Source organism: Chryseosolibacter indicum (assembly GCF_018598585.1).
GTDB lineage: Bacteria > Bacteroidota > Bacteroidia > Cytophagales > Cyclobacteriaceae > Chryseosolibacter > Chryseosolibacter indicus.
Genome location: NZ_JAHESD010000005.1, coordinates 107,233 through 124,424, shown reverse-complemented (window position 1 = coordinate 124,424; position 17,192 = coordinate 107,233). Strand labels below are relative to the sequence as shown.

Sequence of the window (17,192 nt, the reverse complement as noted above, 5' to 3'; positions counted from 1 at the left end):
CAGCTTATGAATGAGAAGATAAATTTTGTGAAATTTTTCTTCGAGTCTGGGAAGATCGCTGAAAATTCCAAGATTGCGGAGACTATTGCAGATTTTTTTCCTGCAATAGTATTTCTCTATGATACCGAAACAAAGAGAATTAATTATGCTAATCGACATTTTGGCGAGTATTTTCAGGTAACAGAAACAAGTCTACTTTATTCAGATTGCATCTTAAGTGATTTAATTCATGATGAGGATAGCGCTATTCTAAATCAGGTTTTAAATAACTATTCCCTGAGCGATGAAAAAGAGACACATAAGTTCATTTGCCGACTCCAGAACGCACATGGTTTTCGTTACTTCGATATTAATACTAAATGTGTTGAAAGAAATGGGCAAGGGAAGGTTCTCATTTTATTTATTGCTCAGGATATAAACGATCAAGTTCAAAAAGAAGCAGAGGCAGAAATAAAAAAGCAATTGCTCGAAGAGACAGAGTCTCTTCTGCAGTTTGGTAGTTGGAATTGGGATGTCAAATCCAATCAGTTTACCTGGACTTTAGGAATGTACCACCTTCTGGGATATGAAGTTGAAGAGGTAAGACATAAAATCAGTAATGAGTTTTATATAAGTCACGTTTTACCTGAATATGTAAATGAATTGGAGCATGCTATTCTTGAAAGTATTAATCATAAAAAAGGATTTACTCAGGAATATTCGATTAGGACAAAATCAGGTGAAGTTAAAACGGTTACTACAAAGAGCAGCATTATTTTAAATAATGCTGGCGAGATTGAGAGAGTGTATGGTATAACCAAAGATATTACTGCACTTAGAAAGTCTGAAAGAGCGCAAGAGCGTAGCTTAAGAGAGTTAAATCGCTCGAATAAAGAGCTTGAAGAGTTTGCTTACGTTGCTTCACATGACCTTCAGGAACCGCTGCGTAAAATAGCTATGTTTACTGAGCGTTTGAGCGCCAAATATAAGTCGTCCCTTGATAAGGATGGCCAATTATTTATGGATCGCATACTTGTCTCTGCAGACAACATGCGTATTCTTATTGACAATCTTTTAGAATTTTCAAGAGCCAACAGAAGTTCTCAAGCATTTGAAAAGGTTTCATTGAGAGAAATATTTGACAAAGCAATCAGTAACCTGGAGCTGAAAATAGAGGAGACGAAGGCGAGTATTGAATTTGTGACACCTTTGCCGTCACTTCACATAGTTTCATCTGAGATGGAGCAAGTATTTAGAAATATAATTTCAAATGCTATTAAATTCCGGAAAGAGAACGACATTCCTATAATTAAAATTGATATCCGAAAGGCCACGCTGCAAGAAAAGCAAAAGCATTTGTTGGCGAAGGATGAGACATTTTACGTTGTCGATATACGGGATAATGGCATTGGGTTTGAGCAGGAGTATGCAGAGAAAATATTTATTATTTTTCAGCGGCTACACGGTAAAACCGAATATCCTGGTTCGGGAATAGGGCTCGCAATCTGCAAGAGAATTATAGATAATCATCGCGGTATAATATACGCAAACAGTTCACCAGGAGAGGGATCTACTTTTACTCTGATTCTTCCGGAAAAGCAATTTTAAACATGTATAGCAACGATCAGCAAGTTCGTATTTTGATCATTGATGATGATGAGGATGATTTTATCCTCACTCGAACTTTTTTAGAAAGCATTGAAGACCGTAAATTCGATATTCAATGGTGCTATAATTATAAAAGAGCACTTGAGCTCATAGCGCAAAAGCAATTTGACCTCTATTTCGTTGACTACAGGTTAGGGGCAAAAACAGGTATAGATCTTCTGCGGGAAGCATGTGAAAATAATTGTGAAGAACCGATTATTCTCCTTACAGGTAAAGGGAACTCAGCGATCGATAAGCAAGCGATGCAGATGGGTGCAGTAGATTACCTTGTAAAATCAGACCTTACAACCGAAAAACTAGAACGTTGCATCCGTTATTCACTAGAAAGATCTGCTACACTTAAGGCTTTAAAGGCGAATGAAAGGAAATACAGAAACATTTTTGAGAAATCTAAAGAAGCTGTATTTACAACAAATGAGTCATTAATGTTTAAAGATGTTAATGAAGCGATGTCTAACTTGTTTGGATATGAAAAGCAACAACTTTTTCAAGTAAGTCTTTACCAGTTGATAGAGGGTGAAAGTATAAGGCAAACAATTCGTGAACAGCTTTCGTCCAAAGGTGAAGTAAATGACCTCGAGGTAGAATTTTATAATAGTCGGGGTAAAAAACGAAATTGCATTCTATTCCTATCGCAGGAAGAAGATAACCATAATCATAGGTATTTTCAAGGTATTCTCCATGACATTACCAATCAGAAAAAAACAGAACGTGCTACCCTTTTGGCAGAAAAGCTCGCTGCTACTGGTCGACTAGTTCGTACCCTTGCCCATGAGGTAAGAAATCCTCTCAGTAATATCCATATGTCCCTCGAGCAACTTATTGCTTCTATTAAGCCTGAAGACAAAATCTACTTGGACATTATCGAGAGAAATGGTAAACGTATCAATGATTTAATTACTGAGCTACTTACCTCCTCAAGACCGACAGAAATCGCTTTTGAAAATCTAGCATTGCAAACAGTAATAGACGAAACAATTAATGCTGCACTAGATCGTATTACTTTAAAACAAATAGGGTTAAAGGTTAATTATCCGGAATACCCCTGTTACATAAAGGGAGATAAGGAAAAATTGAAGATTGCTTTTTTAAACATTATCATTAATGCTATAGAAGCAATTGGTCATAATAAAGGAGAGCTGGGTATTTTGATTACTCATAACGAGGATAACTTTGCAGTTGAAATAACAGATAACGGCTGTGGTATACCGGCGGAAAATTTGTCTAAACTTTTCGAACCTTATTTTACTTCTAAGAGAAATGGTATAGGATTAGGTCTCGCCTCTACACTCAATATTTTGCAATCTCATAGTGCAACGGTAGAAGTGAAGTCTAAAGTTGGAGCCGGCACTACATTTATAGTCACATTTAATGAATCACAAAAAATACCAGTAGAAACTCCATTACTGCAAAAGTATTAGACTAGAGGGACTTTGTTCTATAGGAATGCAAGGAAGAGGCAACTTGTATATCAAAGAGATCCTCTCATAAACCTTCTGCTTCTCCTAAAGGATTAATATCCGCATTGGTAGCCTTGTGCTGCTCATCGTGATTTGTTAGAGGTCGCCTATATTCTCCGGAGGGGTCGTTTTCATCATTATATATATCATCTGTATCAGGGTAATCTCTTATCATGGTACCATTATTAAGAGAATCATTAAGCCTTTCTCTTTGTGTTGCTCTCTTTACTGGTGTCCTATCCTTTTTGTCTGGATCAGGCTGCCGATTTTTTAAATCACGTCTCATATTACTCGGCTCGATAAAAAACAGTGCCGACTTTATAACCACATACTTGGTAGTAATAATGTTTTGTCTTTCTAAACGGCAATACAGCGACTAAAATTTACAGACGTCAGTTTTAGAGACAATTAAAATAAAAATTGATTAACTTCAGGATGTGAAAAAGGCTTTAATATTAGTGGCAGAAGATGATGTTGATGATCGTTTTCTTCTTCAAACTGCTTTTGACGAAGGAGGTGATCATGAACTGCTTCATTTTGTTGAAAATGGCGTAGAGCTTATTGATTACCTTAATGCCATATCAGACGAAGGTGGAAATTCTTACCCCGAAATAATTCTGCTCGATTTGAACATGCCCAAGAAAAATGGGAAAGAAGTGCTTTTAGAAATTAAGCAGCATCCGGTTTATAAAAAAATTCCGGTAATAGTATATACAACTACGAAAAATGAAGTAGAAGTAAGGAAGTGTTACGAATTAGGTGCAAACACCTATATAGTTAAACCTATCACTTTTGAAGCACTTCGTAAGGTTGTAGAATCAATTAAGAGTTATTGGCTGGCTACCGCTTCTATTCCTGCTTTACATGACTCCTGAAGTGCTTTTATTCGGGAAAGCACGACCATTGTGCGTTGGAGTTTCCTGCCACTTGTATAAGATGTGAGAAGTATAGTTTTTCAATAAACGAGGTACTATCCATTGAATTACAAAATTCGATTTATTGAACATCCTTTTCAAGGCGAAATCAAATGCCAGACTTGCTCCAGCTTTTAATAAGGTTCCGTTTCGGGTTTCTGGTTTTGCTATCTTTTTAACAAAAGACGCCGCCTCAACTGCTGGCCTTATCTCTTTTTTAAATTCATTTTTTAGTTCCTCTAAATCATGTCGGATAATATTTTTCTGATTTTCGATTAATATTTCTAATCGCTTTCTTTCGTTGAGAAGGTCCTCATAATGTATAATCTTTTTTGTGCTAAGTTCTTCACTCATAGATTTTCTTAATGATTGTATTTCTAATAAAATTATGAAGGATTGTTTTACGTATTGCAATGGTAATACCAATCAGAACAAAAAAGATAAGCGCGATTATACCATATCCTGCAAGCATATTGTTTAATTTTTCCCCGATATACCAACCCAGTCCGAGCCCTGCAAATAGGAGCATAAACATTAACAGAAAGAGAATTACAATTACCGTAATACTTACCGCTGCAGCGTTTGAAGCTTTTTCAGTTGCAGATACTACCGCAAGGCGGTAATAAAGTTCCAGGAGTTCACTTACGTCGTCAGTAAGTGTTTTTGCGCGTTGTTGAATGTCTCTTATTTTTTCTTTGCGCTGGGAATCTTGTTCGGGAGAGGAAATCATACGAAGGTTAACATGTAAAAGCAATAAGTGGCTGTCTCAAAAGAACAACTTATCATTATATTAAGACAGCCATCTTAGAATTAAACTCTTTCTCTAACTTTGTTGAAAGCATCTCCACCTTCTTCAGCTAAATTTTCAGCTTCACTTGCTGCAGCCTGTTTAAGGTTATCCAATTGCGCTTTTCCAGAAGCAAGCAACTGACTTAATTGTGAAGACCAATCACCTGCGGTATCAGTAAGTTTTTTGCGCAGATCACTTCCTTTTTCAGGTGCCACCAGCATTCCAATTATTGCGCCAGCAGCAGCTGCACCGATGATAGCTAAGAGTACTTTGCCTGTTGAGTTCATATTGATTAAATTTTAGGTTTGTTGTTTTAATTAATCCTTAAAAAATTATACCTGTTAGGCTTTTAACTTACATGTTACTGCTTACTCATAGGTACAAGTTTTTTTATTTTTTTGTTAATTTTAGTAATTGGAAACGGAAACTGATTGCCTGGGATCTATGATAAAAAAGAAAGTAGTCATCATCGATGATGAAGAGGATTTGTGCCATTTGATGAAAACTTATTTAAAGGATTTAAATTACGAGGTTTATTTAGCTTATACCTTAAACTCTGGCTTAGCTCTTCTGAACGAAGTGTGTCCTGATGTTCTCTTTATTGATAATAATCTCCCTGATGGTTTGGGGTGGGAGAAGATGAATTATATCAGGCAGAAGCATCCGCTTTGTAAAATTAACTTAATTAGTGCATATCAATTCGCATCGGATGAGGCGCCTAACGATAGGGTTAGTGTAATTGAGAAACCTTTAAGGCTTACGTCGCTTAAAGAGTATTTATAATCCGGGCTAAAGAAGTAAGTAGTAAAAGAAAGAATGGTACATGAGTTTATAAGCAGCAGATCAGGAATTATCTTTAGTTTCTTTCTTGTCTGCCTTTTCCATTTCTTCTTTTTCTTTTCTTTCCTTTTTTAGTTTACGTTTTTGTTCGCGTTTTTCCTTTCTTCGTTCTTTTCTTAACTCTCTTTTACTTTTCTTTTCTTCTGCTATAGCGGTATTGTTGGCCATTGGGGAGGCAGATGCTAAAGAGACTGTATTGGAAGCAGTTGATTCGAAAGCTTTTACAAATGAATTGCTAAAAACATTCCATAGTGCTGGCCAAAAAGGAGTATCAACCTGCGTAATTTCTCCCTCCATAGAAACGCGTGTCGCAAATTGATCCTTTCTCTGATTTTTAAAGGTTTGTGTCAGGAAATCAACCATGCTTTGCCATACCATTGTTGTTGGCTGTGCCTGATCGTTACTCCAATTAGCGACTTGTATTTCGTTAAAAAGAGGCTTTACATATCCACTGATTTGTCCGTCATGAACTTCAACTTCAGCGTATAAATTAAAACCTCCTCGTTCAACATCTGCTTTAGCATAAGCTTTGAAAAAATTATTTAATTCACTCAAATTGACATTCTCTAACCTAAGGTCCATATCTAGATCTGGAACTTCTTTAAGCACGTTAATTTTCATTGCGATATTCAGTTGCCCATTACCAGCTGATAGCGCCTGGAAGTAAACGCGTGAAGGCAGTTCTTCAGGATTATCTTTAGTATTACTAAGGTTGGTAGCGTCTAACTGAACATTATGCAAAAAGAGATTTACCTGAGGGTTGGTAGAGAAGTCGCTAAATGTAATCTCGCCGTTATTGACAGTAAGACGGTTAATTTTTAATGGCATTAACCTCTTGATTTGATCAGGCCAATTTACCTTTTTTTCGGGCTGTGTTGAGAGTCTTGTTGTTGTGTCTTTTGCAATTTTGTTTTCTGCTATAAAGTGTAGAATAGGTTTTTTAAAGCGAACTTCTCCCGCTAATGCTCCGTGTAAAACCGCATTCCATTCTATAGAAAAGTCAGTGAGAGGTATATCTATAAAGGGGATTTCCTCACTTCCCTGATCTTTAAAAACTTTAAGGTTTTCTATTTGATACGCACCTCTTAAAAGCTGAATATTGACATTGCCAATAGAGCCATTGTATCCTTCTAATTGGTTAAGAATATTGTTAACATGACGTGTTACAATGAAAGGCAGTGCGAGGCGAAAGGCTGTCACTAACACTAGTATTGTTAAGGCTACTTTTAAGATGCGATTTTTCTTCCCCTGCATAATCCATTCCGGTTCTTATGGTCTTTAAAAGTAAATTCTTATGCCCCGGACTATTTTTTATCTTTCTTTTCTAATATTTTTTTTATACGGCTGTCTTCAAGCTTGTCGATGTTATAGGCTGACTTGATTCCAGATAAAAGAGATTTCACCCAATAGTTGAAAATGGACTTAGACTTGTCTCTTTCAAAGTCAATTTCTCCTTTTCGCTCTTCATCCGGAAAACGTTCGTCCATGTTTTTCTTGATAATGAAAGTGTTAAGAAGAAATGTTTTGAAGGCTGCAATTTTGCTTTCTTTAGTATTCTTGCTTTTGTCGCCGCTTTTGTAAGTGAGAAGTTTAAAATCGTTATAATAGAGGTCTATCATTCCATTAGATATATCGTTGTCGTAGGTAAAGTTGAATGAAAGGCGATGTAACCGCCCTGACTCCGCGCGGACTTTTAATGCAGGTTCAAGCATCGCATTAAGTCTCTTCATGTCCATGTTTTTTAGTGATCCGTTAAGCGAATACCTCTTGCTGTTAAGCCATGGGAATGTTGCTCTCACCTTTAGGTCACCCTGACCTAAAAAAGCGCTTTCTGCATACATCTCCATTTCTTTATTAGCGTTGCTTTTCGTATTGTCAATATTTTTAATGGTTGCATAAAGGTCGTCGAAATAGAGACTGCCTGCTGAATCTGCCTCTAGAGCAAATTCTTCATATTTTACATAGCTTTTGTTTACAACCATCAATGGTATCTTGAGCCCAAAAGTCAATTTCTTTAACATCTCTATAGGTAGTGGTTTATACGTGTTCTTAAAAAGTAGCCGCTTGTCTCTAAAGACTTTTAAGAAGAATTGTACGGTCAGCTTCTCGGCTTGTATGGAAAGGGAGTCGCTTCTATTTATTACCAAATCGTAAAGGTTGAGGTAGGGTATGACACCTTCGAATCTGTCAATTTCAAACCCCTTCTTTCGGCCAAAAGCAATTTTTCCTAGTTGGGGGATGATTTTTAATGTATCTAGTTTAAATAGTTTTGCAGATTGATCTATACTCAGTTGTTTGATTGTAAAAGTGTAGAAATCAAAGGGCAAGTCTATTTTAACACTATCAATTTTAAAAGAAGAGAGATTAAAAAATGCAGGTTGGTCCTCGTAGAATGATAGGACAAATTCTTTAACATCTACATTAGATGAGTATTTGGTGTTTGCTTCACAACCTGTAGTATCAAAGTACTCGAGTTGCAGCTTAGGTAGTTTTAACTCATCTATTTTAATAGTAAACTCTCTTCGCGGTTTTGACGGACTTTGAGACTTTGTTAAGAAACTACGATGCAACACTACATGGGAGGAGTCGAACTCTATCTTTTCAAAACTTAGGTGTCGTTTTAATAGCAGGGGAAGAATTCTGATTCCACAGGCTTTTATTAGCTTAGCACTTACAAAATCAGTGTTTTTACAAAGAGCAGTATCAAGTTCTCTCTTTATTTTCAGGTTATGGATAACAACCTCGTTGGCTTGCCAGTTTACGCCTATAGAATCGTAATTTAGAATGTAACCTGAATCTCTTAGCGCATATAGCTGATCTTCCATGCGATTTCTCAGGTAATCAAATAATATCTCTCTTCCTACTATTACTAAAGTAGCAGAGAATAGCAGGAGAAAACCAGTAATAAAAATTGTTCTTTTCTTTATCGAAGGCATATACTTTTTATAATAAAGAATAGTGCCGCTGGCATACTTTTAAAAATAACTCTTAATAATGTGGTGAACCTTAGCCATTTTTTAATCAAAAGCATGATGGATCATCTCGGGAAATCTGCTTATGAACCAGAGTAAGTTTTAAGTAATAATTAGTTTGATTTTGAAAATATTATTTGACATTTGCGGTAGTACCTTGTCAACACTTAAGGTCAAATGAACACTTCAACCACTAATCTGTATAAGCGCTTATTGATCATCGATGATGATTTAGAAGACCAGGAAATATTTATGGAGGCTCTAAAAGAGGTAAATGCCTCTATCTCTTGTTATAGTGCAAATACCGGCGAAGACGCATTTAGGCAATTAGAGACTAATTTTACCGTACTCCCTGATCTTATATTCCTGGATCTTAATATGCCAAAACTTAATGGCAAGCAGGTTCTAAAGGAAATTAAGAAGAATCCAAAGTTATTGAATATCCCTGTGATTATGTATTCGACCTCGTTTGCTCCCAGGGATATAGAAGAAATAGGACAGTTAGGAGCAGTACATCATCTTTTAAAACCTTCAAGGTTTGATGACTTGTGTTCCGCACTTAAACAGATACTCGCTTTAGACTGGAATAAAGAGAATTAAGCAGTGTGAGGAATTAACCGTTAATTACATGCGCAGGAACTTCCTTTTCGGCAAGATTTAGGGGGAGAGAGATTATAAAGGTAGATCCTTCATTTATTTTGCTTCGTGCTGATATGTAGCCTTTATGCTGCTCAACTATTTTCTTACAAAGCGCTAACCCAATCCCTGTTCCCTGAAACTCACTATTATGGTGAAGCCTTTTAAACATACCAAAGATCTCTTCAGCATACTTCTGGTCAAAACCAATTCCGTTATCTTGAATTAGAATCTTACAATAGCTCACATTATCTCTTCCATTCTTGCCATTTAATACAGTATTTTCTTCATAATGCACTTTAATTATCGGCACTACGTCTTTTTTGCTGTATTTCAGTGCATTGCCAATAAGATTCTGGAAAAGCGGTTTTATTAAACCCGGGTTGACACACAATATCGGCAATTTATCAATGTAGAGCTGGGCACCTTTAGACTTGATCTCATCGTCCAGGTCAACGAGCACCTCATCAATAAGTTTGTTTATATCTGTTTCAATAAAAGCGGCTTTATCAACTGTTATTTTAGAGAAGGTAAGTATGTCTGTGATAAGGTTCTGCATTCTTTCTGCAGCCTTTTGAATTCGGGTGATGTTTGTTTTACCATCGTCGTCAAGCATGTCCTGGTATTTCAGGAACAGCCTGTCGCTGAACATTCTGATTTTTCTCAAGGGCTCTTGTAAATCATGAGAGGCCATGAAAGCAAACCTGTCAAGGTCTTTATTTGCTGACTCCAGACTTGCAATATTCTCAAGTAGCTGCCTGTTGAGTTGTTTTATTTTTTCCTCAGACGCCTTGCGCTCTTTAATCTCCAGTTCCAAATTTTTGTTAATGGCAACAAGTCTTTGTTCCTGGGCCAGTAATTGCCTGTTCTTCTTATATAGGTCAATAAGAACTGATACTTTTGCTCTTAGCACCCCTGGGTTAATCGGCTTGTAAATGTAATCTACTGCACCTGCCTGATATCCTTTAAATATGTTATCATCCCCATAATTGTTAGCAGTAATGAATATGATCGGAATATGCTTCAGTTTTTCCCTTTCATAGATTAAAGCAGCCGTCTCAAACCCATTGAGATTAGGCATCTTTACGTCCATGAGGATCATGGCGAAGTCGTATTCCTGAAGCAGTATTTTTAAGGCCTGCCTTCCTGAGTTTGCTTTTATAAACTTGTATCCATCAGGTTCAAGGATAGTCTCGATGGATAGAAGGTTATCCTCACGGTCATCTACAAGTAAGATTTTCGGCTGCATTACAATTTTCTTCTTTGGTGCTTTCCGCTTGAGCTAATATCAAATTTCTAACGTCAAGCTGCAAGCTTCAGGTACCGGCTTTTTAACTTATTTCTTTTTACCAGTACCCGAAGCCTGTAGGCTGTTTAAAACAGATTCTACAGTACTTAAAATTTTCAACAAACTTAAAAATGTATTGGATTATTTACAGAACCAAAGTCTCATTAAAGATAATAGCTGGTCTATTTTAACTGGTTTCGTAATATAATCAGATGCGCCGGCATCTATACACTTCTGACGGTCGCCTTTCATCGCCTTAGCTGTTACGGCAATAATTGGCAACGTGCTGTTTTTATGTTCTCTTCTGATCTTTTGCGTTGTTTCATATCCGTCCATTTCAGGCATCATAATATCCATGAGTACCATCTCTATCTTGCTGTTATCGTTAAGCGTCTGAATTGCTTCTTTACCACTTTCGGCAGTTATTACATTAATATTATAACGCTCAAATACAGTTGTTAATGCAAAAAGATTCCTTACGTCATCATCTACTACAAGCACCGTTTTTCCGGTTAGAATATCCTCTTTACTGCGGATATTTTCTATCACACGGCGTTTTTCTGGAGCCAGATCCTTATGTGATATATGAAGATGAGTAATTGTTTCTTCCAGCAAATGTTCAATGGAGTTTACTCCTTTCAATAGCACTGAATTTGAATTTTGGTTGATCTGTGCCAATTCATGACGGTTAAAGTCTTTAGCAGAATAGACAATTACCGGCGTAAGCTTCTTCTTTGTCTTGCCAACCTTGTGTACGAGGTCAGGACCAGATATATCAGGAAGCGTGTAATCCAGGATAATGCAGTCAAAATCAACTTGTTCCATCTGCTCAAAGGCTTGTTTACCTGTAGTAGCAATATGTACATGCAGATCATCAGACATTAAAATCTTGGCAATCTGCGACGAGTCGATTTCATTGTCTTCGACTACTAATACATGCTTTTCCTTTTTCTCATTGAATGAGATTATATCGGTAAACAACTCATTAAGTGAGTCATTATCCAACGGTTTAAGCAAGAAGCTTCGCGCTCCTCGTTTCAATGCTAATACACGGTTCTCCTCACCTGAAATAACGTGGATTGGAATATGACGGTAGTTAAGATCGTTTCTCAGCAAGTCAATAACCTTCCAGCCACTGGTATCTGGCAGCTTAACGTCTAACGTTATTGCTATTGGGTTAAATCTGTTAATGAAGTCAAACACCTCCAGATAATTCATTGCAACTACAGCCTTCAGATTTACCTGTCTGGCTTTTTCAACAATGATTTTACCAAAGCGGATGTCATCTTCTACTACAAGAACTACCTTGTCATTAGGTTGAATGTTGTTTCGATCGTCGCCGGTTTCATTAATCATCTCGCTTACGATCTCCATACTGCCTCTTGATTCAACCCCCTCATTCGTAATTTTGAGCGATCCAAGTAATGAATTCAGGTCATCATCGTCAGACGCAAGGTCTTGAATGGCCTTAATTCCTTCAGGAGCCTTATCTTTTGTTGTTGTTATCGGGTGGCTCTCAAATGGCAGGTATAGGGTGAAAATACTACCTCTACCCAGCGCGCTATCCAATTCAATAGTACCACCAAGAAGTTCCGCAAGACCGCGGCTGATAGAAAGACCGAGACCCGTTCCGCCATATTTACGGGATGTAGATCCTTCTGCCTGCTGGAAGGCTTCGAAGATGATCATTTGCTTATCCTGAGGGATACCAATACCGGTATCTTTAATAGAGAAGGCAATTACCTTTCTTGCATTGTCAAGGCTTGCAGTTCCTTGTTTCCAGCTATTTCGCTTCGCTTCAAAGATTCGCAGACTTACTTCACCTTTTTCAGTGAATTTAAACGCATTTGACAACAGGTTCTTGAGGATCTGGTTCAAACGCTGAATATCAGTTTCCATTGCATTAGGCAGGTCATTCTGAATATCAATATGGAATCTCAAATTCCTTGCTTCAGAAATTGGCCTGAATGTGGTTTCAACGAACGAAGATATTTCAGAGATATGAACAGGAGCAATGTTAGTAGAGATAAACCCTGATTCAATTTTAGAAAGATCAAGGATATCATTGATCAGGTTAATCAAGTCATCACCACAAGAGTGAATGGTTTTAGCATAACGTACTTGTTTCTCAGTAAGGTTACCCTCAACGTTCTCATACAATTGCTGAGCAAGGATGAGGAGTGAGTTAAGTGGAGTCCTTAGCTCATGAGACATATTTGCGAGGAACTCTGACTTATATTTAGAAGTCAGCTGAAGTTGTTCCGCTTTTTCTTCAAGTGACCTTCTGGCTTCTTCAACTTCCTTGTTCTTAGCTTCCACTTCTTCCTTCTGTTTTACAAGGAGGAGTGCCTTATCCTGGAGTTCATCATTTGTTCTTCTCAATTCTTCCTGCTGTACTTTCAACTCACTTGCCAGCGATTGAGACTGTGCAAGCAGTTCTTCTGTACGGGTATTAGTTTCGATCGTATTTAGTACAATACCAATCGATTCTGTAACCTGGCTTAGGAAGTCCTGGTGTGTTTGGCTTAATGAATCAAGTGAAGCCAGTTCAATAACTGCTTTCACATCATTTTCAAACAACACAGGCAGGATAATGAGGTTCGTAGGCTTAGCTTTGCCTAAAGCCGAACTCACCTTGATATAATTGCTTGGTATGTTTGTAAGAAGTATTCTTTCTTTTTCAAATGCACATTGACCTACAAGACCTTCTCCAATGGCAAATTCTTTTGGAATATTCCTATCCTCTCTATATGCGTAAGAGGCAAAGAGCTTCAGTTTAGTTGAGGTATCTTCATCCTTGAGAATGTAGAATGCTCCATAATGCGCATTAACTACCTGAGCAAGTTCAGAAAGAATTCGTTTTGTTACGGTGTTCAGGTCTTTTTGACCTTGTAACATTTGCGTAAACTTAGCAAGGTTAGATTTCAGCCAGTCTTGTTCCTGGTTACGCAATGTCGTTGCTCTCAGGTTAGCAATCATCTGGTTAATGGTGTCTTTCAAAGCTTCCACTTCACCTTTGGCTTCAACGCGTATCATTCGGGTTAAATCACCTTTCGTTACCGCTGACGCTACTTCTGAAATTGATCGTACCTGCGTAGTTAAGTTTTGTGCTAACTGGTTTACGTTCTCAGTAAGGTTTTTCCAGATACCAGATGCACCTGGTACTGATGCCTGGCCACCAAGTTTGCCTTCAACACCTACTTCGCGGGCAACGGTTGTTACCTGATCAGCAAACACAGCCAATGTATCAATCATCTCATTGATTGTCTCCGTGAGCTGTGCTACTTCGCCTTTTGCATTGATCACAAGTTTCTGACGTAAGTTACCGGATGCCACCGCTGTTACCACTTTCGCAATACCGCGTACCTGTGATGTAAGGTTGGATGCCATCATGTTTACAGAATCAGTCAAATCTTTCCATGTTCCGGCAACACCTTTTACTTCGGCCTGGCCACCAAGTTTACCTTCAGTACCAACTTCTCTTGCCACACGAGTAACCTCAAAAGCAAAAGAGTTCAGCTGTTCCACCATCGTGTTGATGGTGTTTTTTAAGTCAAGGATCTCTCCCTTAACGTCGATTGCTACTGTCTTAGACAAGTCTCCGGATGCCACCGCTTTTGTTACCTGGGCGATGTTACGTACCTGAGCAGTCAGGTTACCCGTCATCTGGTTTACAGAGTCAGTCAAATCTTTCCATGTACCGGCAACACCGGGTACGAATGCCTGCCCCCCAAGACGACCATCAGTACCCACTTCTCTCGCAACACGTGTTACTTCAGAAGCAAAGGCCCGAAGCTGATCTACCATGGTATTCAGTGTTTCCTTTAACTGTAAGATTTCACCGCGCACGTCAACAGTGATTTTCTTAGATAAGTCACCATTAGCCACTGCAATAGCAACATCTGCAATGTTACGCACTTGCGCAGTAAGGTTACCCGCCATCTGGTTTACAGAGTCGGTCAAATCTTTCCATGTACCAGCAACACCAGGTACGTTAGCTTGTCCTCCCAGTTTACCTTCGGTACCCACTTCACGAGCTACGCGTGTTACTTCAGAAGCAAAACCACGAAGCTGATCCACCATGGTGTTAATTGTATTCTTCAACTCAAGGATTTCACCCTGTACATCCACCGTGATTTTACGCGATAAGTCACCATTCGCCACCGCCGTAGTTACCTCAGCGATGTTACGCACCTGGGACGTCAGGTTCGATGCCATCTTATTTACAGAGTCAGTCAAGTCTTTCCATGTACCTGCAACGCCTGGTACATCAGCCTGACCACCTAATTTTCCTTCAGAACCTACTTCACGGGCAACGCGCGTTACTTCTGAACCAAATGAATTCAGCTGGTCCACCATCGTGTTGATGGTGTTCTTCAGTTCAAGGATTTCTCCTTTTACATCCACCGTAATCTTACGCGACAAATCGCCCTTCGCCACCGCCGTTGTTACCTCGGCAATGTTACGTACCTGACCTGTAAGGTTGGATGCCATCTGGTTTACTGAATCAGTAAGGTCTTTCCATACACCACCAACGCCAATCACAGTGGCCTGTCCGCCAAGTTTACCTTCAGAACCTACTTCTCTTGCCACACGAGTTACCTCAGATGCGAAAGAGTTCAGCTGATCCACCATGGTGTTGATCGTATTCTTTAATTCAAGAATCTCACCTTGTACATCCACTGTGATCTTACGAGATAAGTCACCGTTCGCTACCGCCGTTGTTACCTCAGCGATGTTACGAACCTGTGATGTCAGGTTACCTGCCATCTTATTTACAGAGTCAGTCAAATCTTTCCATGTACCACCAACGCCTGGTACATCGGCCTGGCCACCAAGTTTACCTTCAGAACCAACTTCCCTTGCCACACGTGTTACTTCTGAAGCGAAAGAGTTAAGTTGATCCACCATTGTATTAATGGTGTCTTTTAGTTCAGCAATCTCACCTTTTACATCCACAGTAATCTTACGGCTTAAGTCGCCCTTTGCCACCGCTGTTGTTACCTGGGCGATGTTACGTACCTGAGCTGTAAGGTTAGAAGCCATCTGGTTCACAGAGTCAGTCAGATCTTTCCATACACCACCAACTCCTTTTACCGTAGCTTGTCCGCCAAGTTTACCTTCAGAACCTACTTCTTTTGCCACGCGTGTTACTTCTGATGCAAAAGAGTTTAGCTGATCCACCATGGTGTTAATGGTATCTTTAAGTTCAGCAATTTCTCCTTTTACGTCTACCGTAATCTTGCGGCTTAAGTCGCCACGGGCTACCGCTGTTGTTACCTGGGCAATGTTACGTACCTGACCAGTAAGGTTAGAAGCCATCTGGTTTACAGAGTCAGTAAGATCTTTCCATACACCACCAACACCTTTTACAGTTGCTTGTCCACCAAGTTTACCTTCAGAACCTACTTCACGAGCCACACGTGTTACCTCAGCTGAGAATGAATTCAGCTGATCCACCATCGTGTTAATTGTATTCTTTAATTCGAGAATTTCACCTTTTACATCCACGGTGATCTTACGAGATAGATCACCTTTCGCTACCGCTGTTGTTACTTCAGCAATGTTACGTACCTGAGCTGTAAGGTTAGATGCCATCTGATTTACAGAGTCAGTCAGATCTTTCCATACACCACCCACACCTTTTACCTGAGCCTGACCACCAAGGCGACCTTCAGTACCTACTTCTAGCGCCACACGTGTTACTTCGGAAGAGAAGGAGTTCAGCTGATCCACCATGGTATTGATGGTGTTCTTCAACTCAAGAATCTCACCTTTTACGTCCACCGTAATCTTCTTCGACAAGTCACCTTTCGCTACCGCGGTTGTTACTTCTGCGATGTTACGCACCTGGTCAGTAAGGTTACCCGCCATAAGGTTTACGGAGTCAGTCAAGTCTTTCCATACACCAGCTACACCTTTTACTTTTGCCTGCCCACCTAGTTTACCCTCAGAACCCACTTCGCGGGCAACACGCGTTACCTCCATAGAGAAGAGGTTCAGCTGCTTTACCATCGCGTTTACTTCCTTCGCAATTTGCGAGAATTCACCTTGAAGCTGATGTCCTCCAATTTCCAGCGGCATCTCCTGAGAAAGGTTTCCTTTCGCTACGGAAGAAATTACGTTTGCTATTTGTATCGTAGGATGAACTAGATCGGAAATGAGGACATTGAGCGAATCGATACCCGTACTCCAGCTTCCTTTTGCTGTAGGTACTTCAATCCGCTGGTTAAGTTTACCTTGTTTTCCGATAATTTGGCCGGCTCTTGTAAACTCGTGCATCATCTTCTCATTCATCGAAATGACGTCATTCAACGTGTCACAAATTTTACCACTTAATCCAATCTGGTCAAAAGGCATCCGGGCGGCGAAATTACCGTTCTTAACATCCGTAAGCACTTTAAGAAGCTCACGGTGATCTAACATTCCGGAGAACTGTTGATAATTAGATTGGTCAAGTTGCGGATGAATTAAATCGGCTTTTTTAGCTTTTGATTTAGAATTCTTGGCAGGCAGCAAGTCAAGTTTATGCGACCCGTTGCCATTTCCATTACCGTGAATGCCATTGCCAGGTGTAGAAGCGGGCTTCGTTGGTTTTTTTCTCATAGTGGGCTTATATGTGAATTATACTAATTCTAAAATTTA

General features: G+C 39.1%; 13 protein-coding genes. 5 read left to right on the top strand and 8 right to left on the bottom strand.

Annotated features, from left to right (window positions below; translation table 11 throughout):
* Positions 1–6: 6 nt before the first annotated feature.
* Positions 7–1,587, top strand: coding sequence for a sensor histidine kinase (locus KK060_RS03965; protein ID WP_254152346.1), 1,581 nt, complete (start codon positions 7–9; stop codon positions 1,585–1,587).
* 2 nt (positions 1,588–1,589) lie between these two features.
* Positions 1,590–3,068, top strand: a complete 1,479-nt coding sequence (locus tag KK060_RS03960) for a hybrid sensor histidine kinase/response regulator (protein ID WP_254152344.1) — start codon at positions 1,590–1,592, stop codon at positions 3,066–3,068.
* Positions 3,069–3,132: 64 nt separating this feature from the next.
* Here the strand turns inward: KK060_RS03960 and KK060_RS03955 are convergent, their stop codons facing one another.
* Positions 3,133–3,393 (bottom strand): hypothetical protein, encoded by a 261-nt coding sequence (locus tag KK060_RS03955; protein WP_254152343.1) that lies wholly within the window; start codon positions 3,391–3,393, stop codon positions 3,133–3,135.
* A 151-nt stretch (positions 3,394–3,544) separates the two neighbouring features.
* On the opposite strand from KK060_RS03955, the gene KK060_RS03950 reads away from it, so the two are divergent.
* Positions 3,545–3,982 carry a response regulator gene (locus tag KK060_RS03950; protein ID WP_254152342.1) on the top strand — a complete coding sequence of 146 codons (438 nt, stop codon included), beginning with the start codon at positions 3,545–3,547 and terminating at the stop codon, positions 3,980–3,982.
* On the opposite strand, the gene KK060_RS03945 is transcribed toward KK060_RS03950, so the two are convergent.
* From KK060_RS03945 to KK060_RS03935, 3 genes are all read right to left on the bottom strand, one after another.
* A complete protein-coding gene (locus KK060_RS03945; RefSeq protein ID WP_254152340.1) occupies positions 3,968–4,375 on the bottom strand; it encodes a hypothetical protein in 408 nt (135 codons plus the stop codon). The genes KK060_RS03950 and KK060_RS03945 overlap by 15 nt on opposite strands.
* Positions 4,368–4,751 (bottom strand): phage holin family protein, encoded by a 384-nt coding sequence (locus KK060_RS03940; protein WP_254152338.1) that lies wholly within the window; start codon positions 4,749–4,751, stop codon positions 4,368–4,370. Before KK060_RS03940 ends, KK060_RS03945 begins: the two co-directional genes overlap by 8 nt.
* 80 nt (positions 4,752–4,831) lie before the next feature.
* On the bottom strand, positions 4,832–5,098 hold the full coding sequence (locus KK060_RS03935; RefSeq protein ID WP_254152336.1) for a YtxH domain-containing protein: 267 nt from the start codon (positions 5,096–5,098) through the stop codon (positions 4,832–4,834).
* 157 nt (positions 5,099–5,255) lie between these two features.
* Here KK060_RS03935 and KK060_RS03930 point away from each other — a divergent pair, with 157 nt between their 5' ends.
* Entirely contained in the window at positions 5,256–5,594 is a 339-nt protein-coding gene (locus tag KK060_RS03930) for a response regulator (protein ID WP_254152335.1), read from the top strand.
* A 60-nt stretch (positions 5,595–5,654) separates the two neighbouring features.
* Here KK060_RS03930 and KK060_RS03925 read toward each other — a convergent pair whose 3' ends face one another.
* Positions 5,655–6,905: a DUF748 domain-containing protein gene (locus KK060_RS03925; RefSeq protein WP_254152333.1), complete on the bottom strand. Its 1,251-nt coding sequence runs from the start codon at positions 6,903–6,905 to the stop codon at positions 5,655–5,657.
* Positions 6,906–6,955: 50 nt separating this feature from the next.
* Positions 6,956–8,587 carry an AsmA family protein gene (locus KK060_RS03920; protein WP_254152331.1) on the bottom strand — a complete coding sequence of 544 codons (1,632 nt, stop codon included), beginning with the start codon at positions 8,585–8,587 and terminating at the stop codon, positions 6,956–6,958.
* 213 nt (positions 8,588–8,800) lie between these two features.
* Between KK060_RS03920 and KK060_RS03915 the strand changes: the two genes are divergently transcribed.
* Complete coding sequence (locus tag KK060_RS03915) at positions 8,801–9,223, top strand: response regulator (protein ID WP_254152330.1); 423 nt, start codon at positions 8,801–8,803, stop codon at positions 9,221–9,223.
* 13 nt (positions 9,224–9,236) lie between these two features.
* On the opposite strand, the gene KK060_RS03910 is transcribed toward KK060_RS03915, so the two are convergent.
* Positions 9,237–10,508: a sensor histidine kinase gene (locus KK060_RS03910; RefSeq protein WP_254152328.1), complete on the bottom strand. Its 1,272-nt coding sequence runs from the start codon at positions 10,506–10,508 to the stop codon at positions 9,237–9,239.
* Between the two features lie 180 nt (positions 10,509–10,688).
* Positions 10,689–17,153 carry a HAMP domain-containing protein gene (locus KK060_RS03905; protein WP_254152326.1) on the bottom strand — a complete coding sequence of 2,155 codons (6,465 nt, stop codon included), beginning with the start codon at positions 17,151–17,153 and terminating at the stop codon, positions 10,689–10,691.
* Positions 17,154–17,192: the final 39 nt, after the last annotated feature.